At 55.7% G+C, this 13,837-nt stretch carries 14 protein-coding genes; 10 read left to right on the top strand and 4 right to left on the bottom strand.

Going from position 1 to position 13,837, the window contains the following annotated elements:
* The first annotated feature begins 158 nt into the window (after positions 1 to 158).
* The 6 genes from bamA to lpxB all read left to right on the top strand — a co-directional run bounded on the left by bamA (position 159) and on the right by lpxB (position 6,526).
* The gene (gene bamA, locus ACP15F_RS06470; protein WP_424940000.1) at positions 159 to 2,513 is read left to right on the top strand and encodes an outer membrane protein assembly factor BamA; all 2,355 of its coding nucleotides are present in this window, start codon (positions 159 to 161) and stop codon (positions 2,511 to 2,513) included.
* Between the two features lie 121 nt (positions 2,514 to 2,634).
* Positions 2,635 to 3,198, top strand: a complete 564-nt coding sequence (locus ACP15F_RS06465; RefSeq protein ID WP_424939999.1) for an OmpH family outer membrane protein — start codon at positions 2,635 to 2,637, stop codon at positions 3,196 to 3,198.
* Between the two features lie 87 nt (positions 3,199 to 3,285).
* A complete protein-coding gene (gene fabZ / locus ACP15F_RS06460) occupies positions 3,286 to 3,750 on the top strand; it encodes a 3-hydroxyacyl-ACP dehydratase FabZ (RefSeq protein WP_424939998.1) in 465 nt (154 codons plus the stop codon).
* A 2-nt stretch (positions 3,751 to 3,752) separates the two neighbouring features.
* Entirely contained in the window at positions 3,753 to 4,550 is a 798-nt protein-coding gene (gene lpxA / locus ACP15F_RS06455; protein ID WP_424939997.1) for an acyl-ACP--UDP-N-acetylglucosamine O-acyltransferase, read from the top strand.
* A gap of 6 nt (positions 4,551 to 4,556) precedes the next feature.
* Positions 4,557 to 5,369, top strand: coding sequence for an LpxI family protein (locus ACP15F_RS06450; RefSeq protein WP_424939996.1), 813 nt, complete (start codon positions 4,557 to 4,559; stop codon positions 5,367 to 5,369).
* Positions 5,366 to 6,526 carry a lipid-A-disaccharide synthase gene (gene lpxB / locus ACP15F_RS06445; RefSeq protein WP_424939995.1) on the top strand — a complete coding sequence of 387 codons (1,161 nt, stop codon included), beginning with the start codon at positions 5,366 to 5,368 and terminating at the stop codon, positions 6,524 to 6,526. The genes ACP15F_RS06450 and lpxB overlap by 4 nt, the downstream gene beginning before the upstream one ends.
* Here lpxB and mnmA read toward each other — a convergent pair.
* Positions 6,523 to 7,671 carry a tRNA 2-thiouridine(34) synthase MnmA gene (mnmA, locus tag ACP15F_RS06440; protein ID WP_424939994.1) on the bottom strand — a complete coding sequence of 383 codons (1,149 nt, stop codon included), beginning with the start codon at positions 7,669 to 7,671 and terminating at the stop codon, positions 6,523 to 6,525. The two genes, lpxB and mnmA, sit on opposite strands and share 4 nt — an antisense overlap.
* A 123-nt stretch (positions 7,672 to 7,794) precedes the next feature.
* On the opposite strand from mnmA, the gene ACP15F_RS06435 reads away from it, so the two are divergent.
* On the top strand, positions 7,795 to 8,073 hold the full coding sequence (locus ACP15F_RS06435) for a DUF1153 domain-containing protein (protein WP_424939993.1): 279 nt from the start codon (positions 7,795 to 7,797) through the stop codon (positions 8,071 to 8,073).
* A 95-nt stretch (positions 8,074 to 8,168) separates the two neighbouring features.
* Positions 8,169 to 8,882, top strand: coding sequence for a response regulator transcription factor CtrA (gene ctrA, locus ACP15F_RS06430; RefSeq protein ID WP_424939992.1), 714 nt, complete (start codon positions 8,169 to 8,171; stop codon positions 8,880 to 8,882).
* A gap of 59 nt (positions 8,883 to 8,941) precedes the next feature.
* Here the strand turns inward: ctrA and ACP15F_RS06425 are convergent, their stop codons facing one another.
* Together ACP15F_RS06425 and ACP15F_RS06420 are read right to left on the bottom strand one after the other, a co-directional pair.
* Positions 8,942 to 9,853 carry a pseudouridine-5'-phosphate glycosidase gene (locus ACP15F_RS06425; RefSeq protein ID WP_424939991.1) on the bottom strand — a complete coding sequence of 304 codons (912 nt, stop codon included), beginning with the start codon at positions 9,851 to 9,853 and terminating at the stop codon, positions 8,942 to 8,944.
* Complete coding sequence (locus ACP15F_RS06420; RefSeq protein ID WP_424939990.1) at positions 9,850 to 10,737, bottom strand: PfkB family carbohydrate kinase; 888 nt, start codon at positions 10,735 to 10,737, stop codon at positions 9,850 to 9,852. The genes ACP15F_RS06425 and ACP15F_RS06420 overlap by 4 nt, the downstream gene beginning before the upstream one ends.
* Positions 10,738 to 10,960: 223 nt before the next feature.
* On the opposite strand from ACP15F_RS06420, the gene rpsB reads away from it, so the two are divergent.
* Both rpsB and tsf read left to right on the top strand, forming a co-directional pair.
* A complete protein-coding gene (gene rpsB, locus ACP15F_RS06415) occupies positions 10,961 to 11,734 on the top strand; it encodes a 30S ribosomal protein S2 (RefSeq protein ID WP_424939989.1) in 774 nt (257 codons plus the stop codon).
* 101 nt (positions 11,735 to 11,835) lie between these two features.
* On the top strand, positions 11,836 to 12,711 hold the full coding sequence (gene tsf / locus ACP15F_RS06410; protein ID WP_424939988.1) for a translation elongation factor Ts: 876 nt from the start codon (positions 11,836 to 11,838) through the stop codon (positions 12,709 to 12,711).
* Positions 12,712 to 13,124: 413 nt separating this feature from the next.
* Here the strand turns inward: tsf and ACP15F_RS06405 are convergent, their stop codons facing one another.
* Complete coding sequence (locus ACP15F_RS06405) at positions 13,125 to 13,832, bottom strand: helix-turn-helix transcriptional regulator (RefSeq protein WP_424939987.1); 708 nt, start codon at positions 13,830 to 13,832, stop codon at positions 13,125 to 13,127.
* Positions 13,833 to 13,837 lie beyond the last annotated feature (5 nt).

Genomic DNA, 13,837 nt, shown 5'->3' with positions numbered 1-13,837 from the left:
CAAACCGCTTTCCCAGTGTCAAAGCAGCAATGTGCAAAACGAGATGCCGATCAGTTTGATGTGCAACACCTTGCAAACGCCGCGTTTCGCGCTTTGACAAGGCGGTTTCGACACCTTATCCACGTGGTTACTGGGATGTCTAAAGAAAGATAGATAGCATGGCATTTTTCGAGGGGTCGGGCGGCGTAGCCGGTACATCGGCAGCAAAGGCGTTTAAAGGTTTGGCCAGCAGCAGCGGATTGGCTATTTTCCTAGCAATTTCAGGGGCGGCTGCCACCACCCCGATGCCAGCGCAGGCGCAGGCATATTCATTTAACAAGGTCGAGATCGAAGGCACGCAGCGGATCGAAGCTGCGACCATCTTGTCCTATCTGGGAATCGCTCAGGGCGAGGTTGTAAGCGCCGCGCAGCTGAATGACGGCTATCAGCGCCTTGTGGCGTCGGGCCTCTTTGAGGATGTTCAGATCATTCCACGTGGCAATGTGCTGGTCGTAAAGGTGCGCGAATACCCGACGATCAACGTTGTGTCGGTGGAAGGCAACCGCAAGGTCAAGGACGAGGTGTTTACACCCCTTCTGAAATCTCAGTCGCGTCAGGTGTTCAATCCCACTACGGCCGAACAAGACGTCCAGACCATTGTCGAGGTTTATCAGGCGCAGGGCCGTCTTGCGGCGCGCGTAACCCCAAGGATCATCCGCCGGGCCAATAACCGCGTGGATCTGGTCTTCGAAGTGATCGAAGGCAAGAACACCGAGGTCGAGCGTCTGTCATTCGTTGGCAACCGCCAGTTTTCGGATGCACGTTTGCGCCGTGTGCTTGAGACCAAGCAGGCTGGCATCCTTCGTGCGGTGATCCAGAAAGACTCGTATGTTCCCGAGCGGATCGAATTCGATAAGCAGGTACTGAAGGACTTCTATCTGTCGCGTGGCTATGTGGACTTTAAGACCACTGGCGTGACCAGTGAGTTCTCGCGAGAGCGTGATGCTTTCTTTATTACCTTCCAGGTGCAAGAAGGTCAGCAGTTCCGCTTCGGCGAGATTACGACCGTATCTGAGGTTGATGGCGTCGCTACGGACGATTTCCACGCTGCTCAGAACATCAAGTCGGGTAACGTGTTCAGCCCTGCTCAATTGGACAATGCCATCGCTCGTATGGAGCGTCTTGCCATTCGCAAGGGGCTGGACTTTGTCCGAGTTGAGCCGCGTGTGACTCGCGACTACCGCAACCAGCTGCTGAACATCGAGATGGTTCTAACCCGCGGCCCACGGATTATCGTCGAACGTATCGACATCGAAGGTAACGCCACCACGTTGGACCGCGTTGTACGCGATCAGTTCCGCGTGGTTGAAGGCGATCCGTTCAACCCGCGCGAAATTCGTGAAGCGACTGAACGTGTTCGTGCCCTCGGTTTCTTTGCAGACGCTCAAGTCGAAGCACGTCCAGGCTCGGCCCCTGATCAGGTTGTGATCGACGTGGACGTGGAAGAAGCACCCACCGGATCGTTGAGCCTTGGGGGTGTTTACAGCCTTGAGAATGGGTTTGGTCTGAACCTGGCCTTTACCGAGCGGAATTTCTTGGGGCGCGGTCAGTATATCTCGGCCAGCTTCCAGAACACGTCAGATAGTCTGAATTTCTCGTTCCAGTTTGCTGAGCCAGCCTTCTTGGGTCGTGACCTCGAGTTCGGGTTTGAAACCTATTACCAATCCACAGATCAAGCATCGTCGTTCTATAACACGCGTTCTCTGGCCTTCCGACCATCGCTCGCGTTCCCGATCAACGAATTCTCCCGTCTCGGCGTACGTGTCTATGCTGACGGAACTGAAATCACCGATGTGAACAAAGACAGCTCGCAACTGCTGAAAAACGACGCGGCACGTGGTCGTCAGATCGGTGGCGGTATTGGTTTCTCGTACAGCTATGACACGCGACGCACAGGGCTAGACCCGAACCGAGGGTTCCTGTTCCAGCTGGACGGCGATCTCGGCGGTATTGGTGCTGACTATCAATACGCGCGTGCGACGGCATTGGCTCAGGCTCAAACCAAGGTTTGGAATGATCAGGTGACGCTTGTTGCGACGGTTGAGGGCGGTGTGTTGAGTAGCCTAAATGGCGCAAACTCGCGCGTCACTGATCGCTTCCGCTTGGGACCGTCCAAACTGCGCGGTTTCGCAACCAATGGCCTGGGGCCACGTGATTTGACTGCCACGAACGAGGATACGCTGGGCGGCAATATGTTTGCAGTCGCGCGCCTTGAAGCACAGTTCCCGCTGGGCTTGCCAGAAGAATACGGCATCTCAGGTGGTCTGTTCGCCGATGCAGGGTCGCTTTGGGGGCTAGATAACACGCTTGGTGGCGCCATCGACGACAGCGCACATCTGCGGTCGTCCATCGGCGCGTCGATCTTCTGGGATACCCCGATTGGTCCGCTGCGCTTTAACTATTCCAAGGTTCTTGCCAAGGAAAACTATGACGAAGAAAACAACTTCGAGCTTACAATCTCGGCTCAGTTCTGATCAGAAAGTGCCTCGGACCATCCGAGGCACTTTTTTTCGGCGAACGATTGGTATTGTGGTCATCGCGGCTGCAGGCTTGGGCATATCACTGCCCAATTTTGCAATAGCGCAACAGTCCGGTGTGCAATCTGTTTCCCAGATCGTAACGATAGATCGCCAACGGCTGTTTTCTGAAACTGCCTATGGACGGCGGGTTGTTGCGACTGTTGAAACCGAGCGTACACGACTGGCTCAGGAAACGCGTGCTGCAGAGATTGATCTTGCGCAGGAAGAAAAGCTTCTGACTGAACAGCGCGGATCATTAGATCCAGCCGCATTTCGCATTTTGGCAGATGAATTTGACAAGAAAGTCAGTGAGTTGCGCGCCGAAGGTCAAGTGCGCGAGCAGGATTTCGTGAGTGTCCTAGAGCGCGAGCAATCGGCTTTTTTTGACCGCATTGGGCCGATTTTGGGGGGCATGGTACGCGAACTCGGCGCAGTGGTTATTCTGGATAGACGCGCAATACTTCTGGCGACACGGAATATCGATATCACCGATCTTGCCATCCGCCGCATTGATCAAGAACTTGGGGATGGTGTATCCGAGGATGCTGACCCTTCAACCGAACCCACTGACGATGAAACGCCCGCCAATGTCGAAGATACGTCTGAGCCATCCCCGCCCGAGGATGACAGCAACAACTGAATCGGATTGTTTCGCTCTGACAGGGCTGATAATCACTCATGCCAGACAATAGGCGCGTATAGCGCCGGGACAGAAGGAAAGACAAACATGGTCGATGTGCCCAGCACGGCTGATATTCAGCTTATTCAGGAATGTATCCCTCACCGCTATCCCTTCCTTCTGGTCGACAAAGTTGAAGATATCCGCGCTGGCGAATTCGCCCGTGGTATCAAGATGGTGACCATGAACGAGCCGCATTTTCAGGGCCACTTTCCCGGTCTTCCGATTATGCCAGGTGTGACGATCATTGAAGCGATGGCCCAGACCTCAGCCGTCATGGTGTCGCTGTCGCTGGATCTGGTTGGGTCGGGTGCTGTGGTCTATTTCATGGGCATCGATACTGCGAAATTCCGGCGCAAAGTCGTTCCAGGCGACAAGTTGGAACTGGAAGTAACCACCGTGCGTGGCGGCGCAAAGGTGTGGAAGTTTGATGGCGTGGCCAAAGTTGATGGCGAAATCGCCTGTACGGCCACCTTCATGGCGATGATCGACGTTACTGCCGGAAAGGGCTGATCATGGGAATTGATCCCTCGGCCAAAATCCATGCCAGTGCTATCGTAGAAGACGGTGCTGTTATCGGTGCGGGCTGCGAAATTGGTCCGTTTTGTACGATTGGTGCGCAGGCCAAGCTGAGCGACGGTGTTCAGCTGAAATCTCATGTGGTTGTCGCGGGCGACACTGAGATCGGCGATGAAACTGTGATCTTTCCATTCTCGGTAATCGGAGAGATTCCGCAGGATCTGAAATTCGCAGGTGAGAACACCAAACTGGTCATCGGCAAGAGAAATCGCATTCGCGAACATGTCACGATGAACACTGGCACGGCTGGTGGCGGTTATGTAACGCGCGTCGGCGATGACGGGCTGTTTATGGCGGGCTGCCATGTGGCGCATGACGCCCAAATCGGAAACAATGTGATCTTGGTGAACAACGTGGCCGTCGCAGGCCATGTGGTGATCGAGGACGATGTAATCGTCGGCGGCCTATCTGGCCTGCACCAATGGGTGCGGATTGGGCGTGGGGCCATCATCGGGGCATTGTCCATGGTCACGGCGGATGTTCTGCCGCACGCACTGGTTCAAGGCCCGCGCGGCGAGCTGGACGGTCTGAACCTTGTCGGTCTGAAGCGTCGCGGTGTGGCCCGCGCGGATATCACCGCCTTGCGGGCTGCCTTCCTGATGCTGAAACAGGGCGAAGGATCATTTCAGGAACGAGCTGCGCGTTTGGCCGATGAAAGCGACAGCGAATATGTTCGCGAAATGGTTGCCTTCATCACCGGTGACAGCGACCGCGGCTTCCTGACGCCGAAGTAACCCAGCATGTCAGATCGCCTTGCCATCATCGCAGGAACTGGGGAACTGCCGCAACAGATCGCAGCGGCAAACCCAGACGCGCTGTTTGTGACCATCAAAGGCGTAGAGGTTGCTGTACCCGAGGGCTTCGCTCATGTGGCGGCCAGTTATGAAAAGTTGGGAGCACTGTTTAAGGCGATGCGCGGCTCTGGGGTCGAACGCGTCGTATTCGCAGGTAAGGTAGACCGACCGAAGCTGAACCCTCTGCGTATGGATCGTGTGACTATGGGGCTGTTTCCCCGAGTAAAGGCGGTGCTTGGCAAAGGTGATGATGCGCTCTTGCGCCTTGTCGCGGATGTGTTTGAAGAACAAGGTTTCACTGTCGTCGCCGCCACGGAAGTGACTGCCGCGCTGGCCATCGAGGCCAGTCACGCCGGTCGCGCGACCAGCGCGCAGGACCGCGCGGATGCGGATAGGGGCTGGCAGTTGCTGGATGTGCTTGCCGAACAAGATGTCGCGCAAGGCGTCGTGATCGCAGGCGGTCAATGTCTGGGCATCGAGAGCATTCAGGGCACCAATGCGTTGCTGGCCTTTGCTGGGCAGACATTAGAGCATCTAAAACAGGGTGCGCGCGGCGTGTTCGTGAAGCGCCCGAAGCCGGGGCAGGACGGGCGCATGGACATTCCAACGATCGGACCTGACACGGTCCTCGCAGTGGCGACTGCTGGCTTGGGTGGGATTGTTTTGGAAGAAGGCGTAATTGTACTGGAGCGTGCCGAGGTCGAACGCCTTTTGGTCGAGCATGATCTGTTTCTGGACGTAAGAAAGGGGCATGCATGAAAGTCTTTTTGATTGCCGGCGAACCTTCCGGCGACCGGCTGGGCGCAGCCCTGATGGAAGGCTTGAAATCCTTGCGCCCAGACGTCGAATTTCTGGGTATTGGCGGCACGGCAATGGACGAGCAGGGGCTGACCTCTCGGTTTCCCATGTCTGAACTGTCCGTCATGGGGATTGCTGAAGTTGCGCCAAAATACCTCCACTTGAAGCGACGTATTCGTGAAACCGCCGAGGCCGTTGTCGAGGCCGATCCAGATGTTCTAATCACCATCGACAGCCCGGATTTCTGTCTGCGCGTGGCACGGATCGTAAAAGAGGAAGAGGTCGAAGGGCAAACATTCGGCCATGACATTCCGATCGTGCATTACGTTGCGCCTTCCGTTTGGGCGTGGCGTCCAAAACGAGCAGCCAAGATGGCCCGCTGGGTGGATCATGTGCTGGCACTGTTGCCATTCGAGCCCCCCTATATGAAAGCCGCCGGAATGGGCTGCGACTTTGTCGGGCATCCGGTCGTGGCAGAACCACAAGCAGATGATGTCGCGGCAATGGAATTTCGAGATGCGTACGACATCGGCGACGCCCCACTTCTGCTGGTTTTGCCTGGATCTCGTAAGGGCGAGGTCTCGCGTCTGGCCGAACGTTTTGGCGACGTGATAGCGCATGCAAAACGCGCCAAACCCGATCTGCAGGTCGTTCTGCCCATGGCGCAGGGCGTCGAGGATCTGGTTCGCGAAGAAACGGCTAAATGGTCAGTGACGCCCATCTTAGTCCCGGCCGCTCAGCAAGATGATAAACGGGCCGCTTTCAAAGCCGCAGATGTCGCGCTGGCGGCCTCTGGAACCGTGTCTTTAGAGCTTGCGGCGGCCCACACGCCTATGGTCATCGCCTATGATATGAACTGGCTCAGTCGTTTCCTAATCGGGCGGATGCTAAAGATCGACACAGTTACGTTGGTCAATCTGGTGTCCGAAACTCGAACGATCCCTGAGTTTCTTGGGAAAGAGTGCACCCCGGATCGCATAACGCCCGCGCTTTTGTCCATTTTAGAGAACCCGGAAGCACAAAACGACGCCATGAGGATCACAATGGAACGTTTAGGGCGCGGCGGTGAAGCTCCAGGCTTACGCGCCGCGCGGTCGGTGTTGGGCGCGATGGGTTAACCGCGCCAAATCCACCCACCGCCAAAGATGCGCGGCCCATCCATGTCATAAAACACACAGGCCTGTCCGGGGCTGACGCCTTCCTCGGGGGTCAACAGCTCCACCTCGGCTTCCGTGTCCGAAATCGGGCGGATGATCGCTTCGCGCGGGGGGCGTGTCGAACGGATTTTGACGCCCAAATGCCACTCTTTGCGTGACATGAAGGGCTCGTCGCCCAGCCAGTTGATCTCGCGCACGGGGACGATGCGGGTGGCCAGAAGCTCTTTAGGGCCGACAACGACCTGTTTGTTGTCCACGTCCAGTTTTACGACGTAGAGCGGCTCGGATAACCCGCCGATGCCAAGGCCACGACGCTGACCGATCGTATAGTGGATGACACCCTCATGCGTACCCAACACGCGACCGTCCGCGTGGACAATCTCGCCAGGCTCTGCAGCGCCCGGACGTAGTTTCTCGATCACGCCGGCATAGTTGCCATCGGGTACAAAACAGATGTCCTGACTGTCTGGCTTATCCGCAACCTCGAGCCCATATTTACGAGCTAATTCGCGGGTTTCCGCTTTGGTCTTCAAGTGGCCAAGCGGGAAGCGCAAATAATCTAGCTGTTCGGGCGTGGTGGAAAACAGGAAATAGCTTTGATCGCGCACGGGATCCGCGGCACGGTGGAGCTCCGCACCGTGATCGCCCATGGAACGTTGGATATAGTGGCCAGTCGCCATACAATCGGCTCCTAGATCACGTGCGGTTTCCAGAAGATCTTTGAATTTCACCCGTTCGTTACAGCGAATGCACGGTACGGGCGTGGCGCCCCCCAGATAGCTATCTGCGAACTCTTGAATCACAGCATCCTGAAAGATGTTTTCGTAATCCAGAACATAGTGAGGGAAGCCCATATCCTCGGCCACGCGACGGGCATCATGGATGTCGATCCCCGCGCAACAGGCGCCTTTCTTGGCAAGTGCGGCACCGTGATCATAGAGCTGAAGCGTGACGCCAATTACATCATACCCTTCCTCGGCCAGCTTGGCGGCCACGACCGAGCTGTCTACGCCGCCAGACATGGCGACGACGACCCGCGTCTCAGCGGGGGATTTGGCGAAGCCAAGAGAATTCAGCGCAGGCGCAGCCGTTGCGTTAACCGACATATTGGGATCCTTTTCGAAGCGTTACGGAATATAGGAAAATTCGAACGAACAACAAGAGGGGGCTTCACGGATCTTTAAACCTGTCTAGGCAGTGTTGGCCCAGATCTTTTACGAGGGTTCATCATGTATCTGAAAAAAATCGAAGGGCCACGCGCTGTAACCTTGCCTGATGGCTCGATCATGACACGGGCAGATCTTCCAGTTGCAGACACGCGTCGGTGGGTTGCCAGCCGAAAAGCATCAGTGGTCAAGGGAATACGGCACGGATTGCTGACAGCCGAAGAAGCATGTTCGCTTTATGCGTTGTCGGAAGAAGAGCTTGAAGAATGGTTGAATGCGGTCAATCAGCACGGTGAAGCAGCCTTGAAAGCCACAACAATACAAAAATATAGACAACCCTAGGTGGTATTCGCTAAAAGTTCTTCTAGGGTAACCTGTGATTAACCATTTCACGCAATCTTCTACCCAAGACAGAACCGAATGCGGAGAAACCCATTATGCGAATCCTTCTTGTTGAAGATGATCCGACCACATCGCGCAGCATTGAGTTGATGCTGACACATGCCAACCTGAACGTCTACGCTACTGATCTGGGCGAAGAGGGTATCGATCTGGCAAAGCTTTATGATTACGACCTTATTCTTCTTGATTTGAATCTTCCGGACATGAACGGACACGAAGTTCTGCGCCAGTTGCGGCTTGCGCGGATTGACACGCCGATCCTGATCCTGTCGGGCGCAGATGATACCGAGAACAAGATAAAAGGCTTTGGGTTCGGCGCTGATGACTACATGACAAAGCCTTTCCACCGGGAAGAGCTGATCGCGCGTATTCACGCGATTATTCGACGTTCGAAGGGACATTCCCAGTCAGTAATCAAAACTGGGCAGGTTTGCGTCAACCTTGACGCGAAAACTGTTGATGTTGATGGCCGTCCGGTGCATCTGACTGGCAAAGAGTACCAAATGCTTGAACTTCTTTCATTGCGTAAGGGAACCACCCTGACGAAAGAGATGTTCCTGAACCACCTTTATGGCGGCATGGACGAGCCGGAACTGAAGATTATCGACGTGTTTATCTGCAAGTTGCGCAAGAAACTGTCCAATGCAACTGGCGGTGAAAACCATATCGAAACGGTCTGGGGACGGGGATATGTCCTGCGCGATCCTGATCCGGTCGAGCTGGATTCACAGATTGCGATTGGTGCCTAAGAGACACCCCAAAAGAATTTTAGATTTTCGTAGAAGGGCGGCTTGGCCGCCCTTTTGTATTATGACTTGGAAAGCGCGCGCGCGATTTGCGAAGCCAGTCGCGCATTGTTTTTCACCAAGGCGATATTGGCTTTAAGTGACGCGCCTTCGGTCGCATGGAAGATGCGATTTAGAAGAAATGGGGTAACCTCTTTTGCAGAAATACCCTCGGCATCAGCAGCGGTAAGAGCGTCTTCAATCACTGGCGTGATGATGTCACGCGGGATTTCGGCGTCGACCGGGATCGGATTTGCGACCAACTGACCACCCTCAAGCCCCATCAGGGCGCGTGTTTTGCCGGAAGCGGCAATCTGATCCGCGCTGTCCATGCGAAGCGGAGCAGACAAATCTGAATTACGAGACCAGAAGGCCGGGAAACTGTCTTGTCCATAGGCAATCACCGGAACGCCCAGTGTTTCAAGAACTTCCAGCGTTTTCGGCAGATCCAAAATGGCCTTCGCCCCCGCAGCCACCACCGTCACAGGGGTTTTCGACAACTCACGCAAATCGGCGGAGATATCAAAGCTGGTTTCTGCGCCGCGATGTACGCCGCCAATCCCTCCGGTCGCAAAAACCGAAATCCCGGCCAGATGCGCGGCGATCATGGTAGCGGCGACGGTGGTTGCACCAGTGCCTCCAGTCGCAATGCACGCGGCCATATCGGCACGCGAAAGCTTTGCGACACCATCGGCCTGACCCAGCGCATCCAGTTGCGCGTCATTGAGGCCGATATGCAGTTTGCCCTCCAGTACAGCAATTGTTGCGGGAACTGCGCCGTTCTCACGAATGACGGCCTCGACCGCGCGCGCAGTTTCGACGTTTTGTGGGAACGGCATGCCATGGGTAATGATGGTACTTTCAAGCGCCACGATGGGCGCGCCAGCATCGCGGGCGGCGGCGACCTCGTCTGACAGGTGCAGGGGCAGGGTCATAGGTCTTCTCCTGATACATAACGCGCAGCGCATGTCTGAGCGGTTTTAAGGGCGTCTTTCGGGGATTGGCCATCAAGTTCGGCTGCGATATGGGCGGCCATAAACGTGTCACCGGCGCCCGTGATCCGGCGCACGCGGACCGAAGGGCAGGGGGTCTGGATCACACCACGTTGGTGATGGCCATCGGCGGCAAAGCTTCCGCCATCGGTGACCAATACACGTGTAGCTCCCGCAGCCAAAAGCCCTTGGGCGGCGGTGCCTGCGCTGTCATACTGCGCTTCTGTTAAATAACCGGCTTCCTCGCGATTAACATAGAGCGTAGCGCCTGCATGTCTCATCAAAGGGGCAAGGCGGCGCGCCTTGCCGGGGCTGGCTGGGGCCACGCGCAAATCAGCGCGGGCAAAACTGGCGCGGGTTGCGATGTCATCCAACAGCGCTCGTGTCAGATTTCCATCGAGCGCAATCGTGCCTGTGTACGGCGTGTGCGCGCTTCCAAGTCGACCATCTTCCAATGGGGCGAGGATCGCGTCTCCGGCAGCTTCAAGCGTATGGGCATCAGCCACCGCCGAGATAAGCCCCTGCGGGCCTTCAATGGCCATGTAGCGATCCGTAGGCAGCCCGTCCGGACGATATATCAAATCTGTATTCATTCCCCGAGCAGAACATTCGTACAGCAGCTCGTCGCCTTCGCGGTCCTGACCAACTGCAGTCAATAGTGCAGACCGTAACCCAAATCGTTGCAATGTGATGGCGATGTTCATTGCGACGCCGCCAGGCAGGCGCGTGATCCGGCCCGGCTCGTCCGAGCCCACCCGCATGGGATGCGGTGTCCGCCCGATCACATCCCAGAGGACCGAGCCGATACATAGAATATCCTGTGTCATGGCTATTTATGTGCCGTGAAACCCGGGGAAGGACAAGTCATGACCACGCGACATTGCGCATCGTCGTTTTGGACTTGCACGGTTGGAATACGCCATGTATACGCGCGCTCACAAACCACAGGTGCTGTGCGGGCCTTTGGGGGAGACATCCCCAACGCGTCCACCGGTTGAAGGGAAACCTTCGAAACGCAGCGCCGAGGATGAAACCGGAAAGGATATAGAAATGGCATTGCCTGATTTCTCGCTGCGCCAGCTGCTCGAAGCTGGTGTTCACTTTGGTCACCAGACCCAACGTTGGAACCCCCGTATGGCTCCGTTCATCTATGGTGAACGCAATGGGATCCACATTTTTGACCTGACCCAGACCCTGCCGATGCTGGACGCTGCACTGAACGCTGTTCGTGACACCGTCGCAAAAGGTGGCCGCGTTCTGTTCGTCGGCACCAAGCGTCAGGCTGCTGGCCCGATCGCTGATGCGGCTGAAAAGTCGGCTCAGTATTACATGAACCACCGTTGGCTGGGCGGCACGCTGACCAACTGGCAGACCGTTTCCAAGTCGATCAACCGCCTGAAAGAGGTGGACGAGAAGCTGGCATCGGGTGCTGAAGGCCTGACCAAGAAAGAGCGTCTGGGCATGGAACGTGACCAAGCCAAGCTGCAGGCTTCGCTGGGCGGGATCCGCGAAATGGGCGGCGTTCCTGACCTGCTGTTCGTCATCGACGTGAAAAAAGAAAGCCTGGCCATCGCAGAAGCCAACAAACTGGGCATCCCGGTTGTTGCTGTTGTCGACACCAACTGCCCGCCGGAAGGCGTGGATTACATGATCCCGGGCAACGATGATGCGGCACGTGCGATTGCAATGTATTGCGATCTGGCAGCCCGCGCAGCTCTGGACGGCATGACCGCACAGATGGGCGCTGCTGGCATCGATCTGGGTGCGATGGACGAAGCTCCGGTAGAAGAAGCCGTTGCTGAAGAAGCTGCTCCGGCAGAATAAGACAGACCGCGCGCGCGGGGCAGGGGACTGGCCCGCGCAACTGTCACTGAATTGATACCCGGCGGGATTATCACCCGATCGGAACCCCAAGGAGTTGAGACATGGCAATCACTGCTGCACTCGTAAAAGAACTGCGCGAAACCACCGGCGTTGGCATGATGGACGCGAAAAAAGCTCTGGTCGAAAACGACGGCGACATGGAAGCCGCTCAGGACTGGCTGCGCACCAAAGGTCTGGCAAAAGCCGCCAAGAAAGCTGGCCGTACCGCCGCTGAAGGTCTGGTCGCTGTGACCGTGGCTGGTGGCAAAGGCGTTGCTGTCGAAGTGAACTCGGAAACCGACTTCGTCGCGAAAAACGCTGAATTCCAGGACATGGTATCGGGCATCGCAACTGCGGCTCTGACCGTAGCTGACGTTGACGCGCTGAACGATGCTGACATGGGCGGCAAAACCGTTTCTGGCACCATCACCGACAAGATCGCCACCATCGGCGAAAACATGTCGCTGCGTCGCATGGCCACTGTCGAAGGCGAAAACGTTGTGACCTATGTGCACAACGCTGTCACCGATGGCATGGGCAAGATCGGCGTACTGGTTGCCATGAATGGTGGCGACGAAGCATTTGGCCGTCAGGTCGCAATGCACATCGCAGCTGCCAACCCGCAGGCTCTGAACGAAGCCGCTCTGGATCCGGCTATCGTCGAGAAAGAGCGTCAGGTTCTGACCGATCAGGCGCGCGAAAGCGGCAAGCCTGAGAACATCATCGAGAACATGATCAAAGGCCGCATGAAGAAGTTCCTGGCAGAAGTTACCCTGCTGGGCCAAGACTTCGTCATCAACCCTGATCTGACCGTTGAAGCTGCTGCCAAAGAAGCCGGTGCCGAAATCGTCGGCTACGTGCGTATGGAAGTTGGCGAAGGCATCGAAAAAGAAGAAGTCGACTTCGCTGCTGAAGTTGCTGCCGCTGTTCAAGGCTAAACCTCGCAGGGCAGGGTGCTTTGGTACCCTTTAAGTAATTAGAAAGGCCGGTCGTTCTGACCGGCCTTTTTTTGCGTGTCGCTGGGGACAAAAGAAAAAGCGCTGACGAATGTCAGCGCTTTGCAAGCAGGTTAACTGTGTTCGGTGTGCTGGTGCCTTTGGGATCAATACTCCATCGACACCAGCTCCGTTTTACCGGAAGAATGAAGCGCGATCTGAAATCACAGTCGGTTCACCCCAAAATGTCCCAAGGCCAAAGCCACCACTCACGGAACACAATAAAGATGCATGATTCGTGTAACTAATGAAAGTACGGGAATCCGTACCATTGTTTACCCAGGGTCAATACTGCCGCATATTTCTGATTAAGTGCTTGATATATCGGTAAATATTAACGCCTGATATTTTACCTGTTAAGATCTTTCAGGGGTGAAAATCTGGTTTAGAAATGACATTTTCAGTACTGCCTGGGCCGAGGTATCAACCCCAAGTTTATCACGAGCGATGCGCAGATGTTTTTCTACAGTCGCCGGGGTAACGCCAAGAATGGTGGCAATATCTTGATTTGTTTTCCCGTCGCCGACCCATTCGAGTACTTCGCGTTGACGCTTGGAGAGGCTGGCGCGCTCAGTGCTCAAAGGAAGCGAGATAATCTTTAGATGCGCTATGTTGTTCAGCGCCTCGATCTCGTCTCCTTGTTCAGCCCAGATTGCATCCACGGCATCTTGAGTAAGACCACGTTTTGCAGTCAGTGCAATAACACCTTTCGATCTGCGCGATGTCTCTTGAAACGAAAGGGTATAGCCGGCGGTAACACCCATTTGACGGTTCAGTTCCAACACTTTCCTGTTGTTATCATCCATGATGTCGATGTTGTTCTGAACCCAAGACCAACTACAGGCGCCAGTGTTTTCGGCGGCCCAAAGCAGCATGGGGCTCGAGCGATAAAGCTCCAGCCCGTAATAGTGTTCCATGTATTCAGGATCATGCGATGAAAGGGTCATCACGTCTTCGCGCGGACCGATCGAGTTCGGCGTCATGAAATGTGTTACGCCATAGATCAGCCGATCAAACCCGAAACTCTCCATTTTATTGCAATGGATTTCCCAAACTTCGGCCATGGTTT

Origin of the sequence: Aliiroseovarius sp. S253, from assembly GCF_049800855.1 — a bacterium.
In the GTDB taxonomy this organism is placed as follows: domain Bacteria; phylum Pseudomonadota; class Alphaproteobacteria; order Rhodobacterales; family Rhodobacteraceae; genus Aliiroseovarius.
The sequence above is the reverse complement of the archived record's forward strand: the minus strand, read 5'-3'. Positions and strand labels throughout refer to the sequence as shown.

What these genes read in the sequence shown, in the direction of transcription:
- bamA (WP_424940000.1), top strand. Translation starts at nt 159, where the DNA reads ATGGCATTTTTCGAGGGGTCGGGCGGCGTAGCCGGTACATCGGCAGCA.
- fabZ (WP_424939998.1), top strand. Translation starts at nt 3,286, where the DNA reads ATGGTCGATGTGCCCAGCACGGCTGATATTCAGCTTATTCAGGAATGT.
- lpxA (WP_424939997.1), top strand. Translation starts at nt 3,753, where the DNA reads ATGGGAATTGATCCCTCGGCCAAAATCCATGCCAGTGCTATCGTAGAA.
- ACP15F_RS06450 (WP_424939996.1), top strand. Translation starts at nt 4,557, where the DNA reads ATGTCAGATCGCCTTGCCATCATCGCAGGAACTGGGGAACTGCCGCAA.
- lpxB (WP_424939995.1), top strand. Translation starts at nt 5,366, where the DNA reads ATGAAAGTCTTTTTGATTGCCGGCGAACCTTCCGGCGACCGGCTGGGC.
- mnmA (WP_424939994.1), bottom strand. Translation starts at nt 7,671, where the DNA reads ATGTCGGTTAACGCAACGGCTGCGCCTGCGCTGAATTCTCTTGGCTTC.
- ACP15F_RS06435 (WP_424939993.1), top strand. Translation starts at nt 7,795, where the DNA reads ATGTATCTGAAAAAAATCGAAGGGCCACGCGCTGTAACCTTGCCTGAT.
- ctrA (WP_424939992.1), top strand. Translation starts at nt 8,169, where the DNA reads ATGCGAATCCTTCTTGTTGAAGATGATCCGACCACATCGCGCAGCATT.
- ACP15F_RS06425 (WP_424939991.1), bottom strand. Translation starts at nt 9,853, where the DNA reads ATGACCCTGCCCCTGCACCTGTCAGACGAGGTCGCCGCCGCCCGCGAT.
- ACP15F_RS06420 (WP_424939990.1), bottom strand. Translation starts at nt 10,737, where the DNA reads ATGACACAGGATATTCTATGTATCGGCTCGGTCCTCTGGGATGTGATC.
- rpsB (WP_424939989.1), top strand. Translation starts at nt 10,961, where the DNA reads ATGGCATTGCCTGATTTCTCGCTGCGCCAGCTGCTCGAAGCTGGTGTT.
- tsf (WP_424939988.1), top strand. Translation starts at nt 11,836, where the DNA reads ATGGCAATCACTGCTGCACTCGTAAAAGAACTGCGCGAAACCACCGGC.
- ACP15F_RS06405 (WP_424939987.1), bottom strand. Translation starts at nt 13,832, where the DNA reads ATGGCCGAAGTTTGGGAAATCCATTGCAATAAAATGGAGAGTTTCGGG.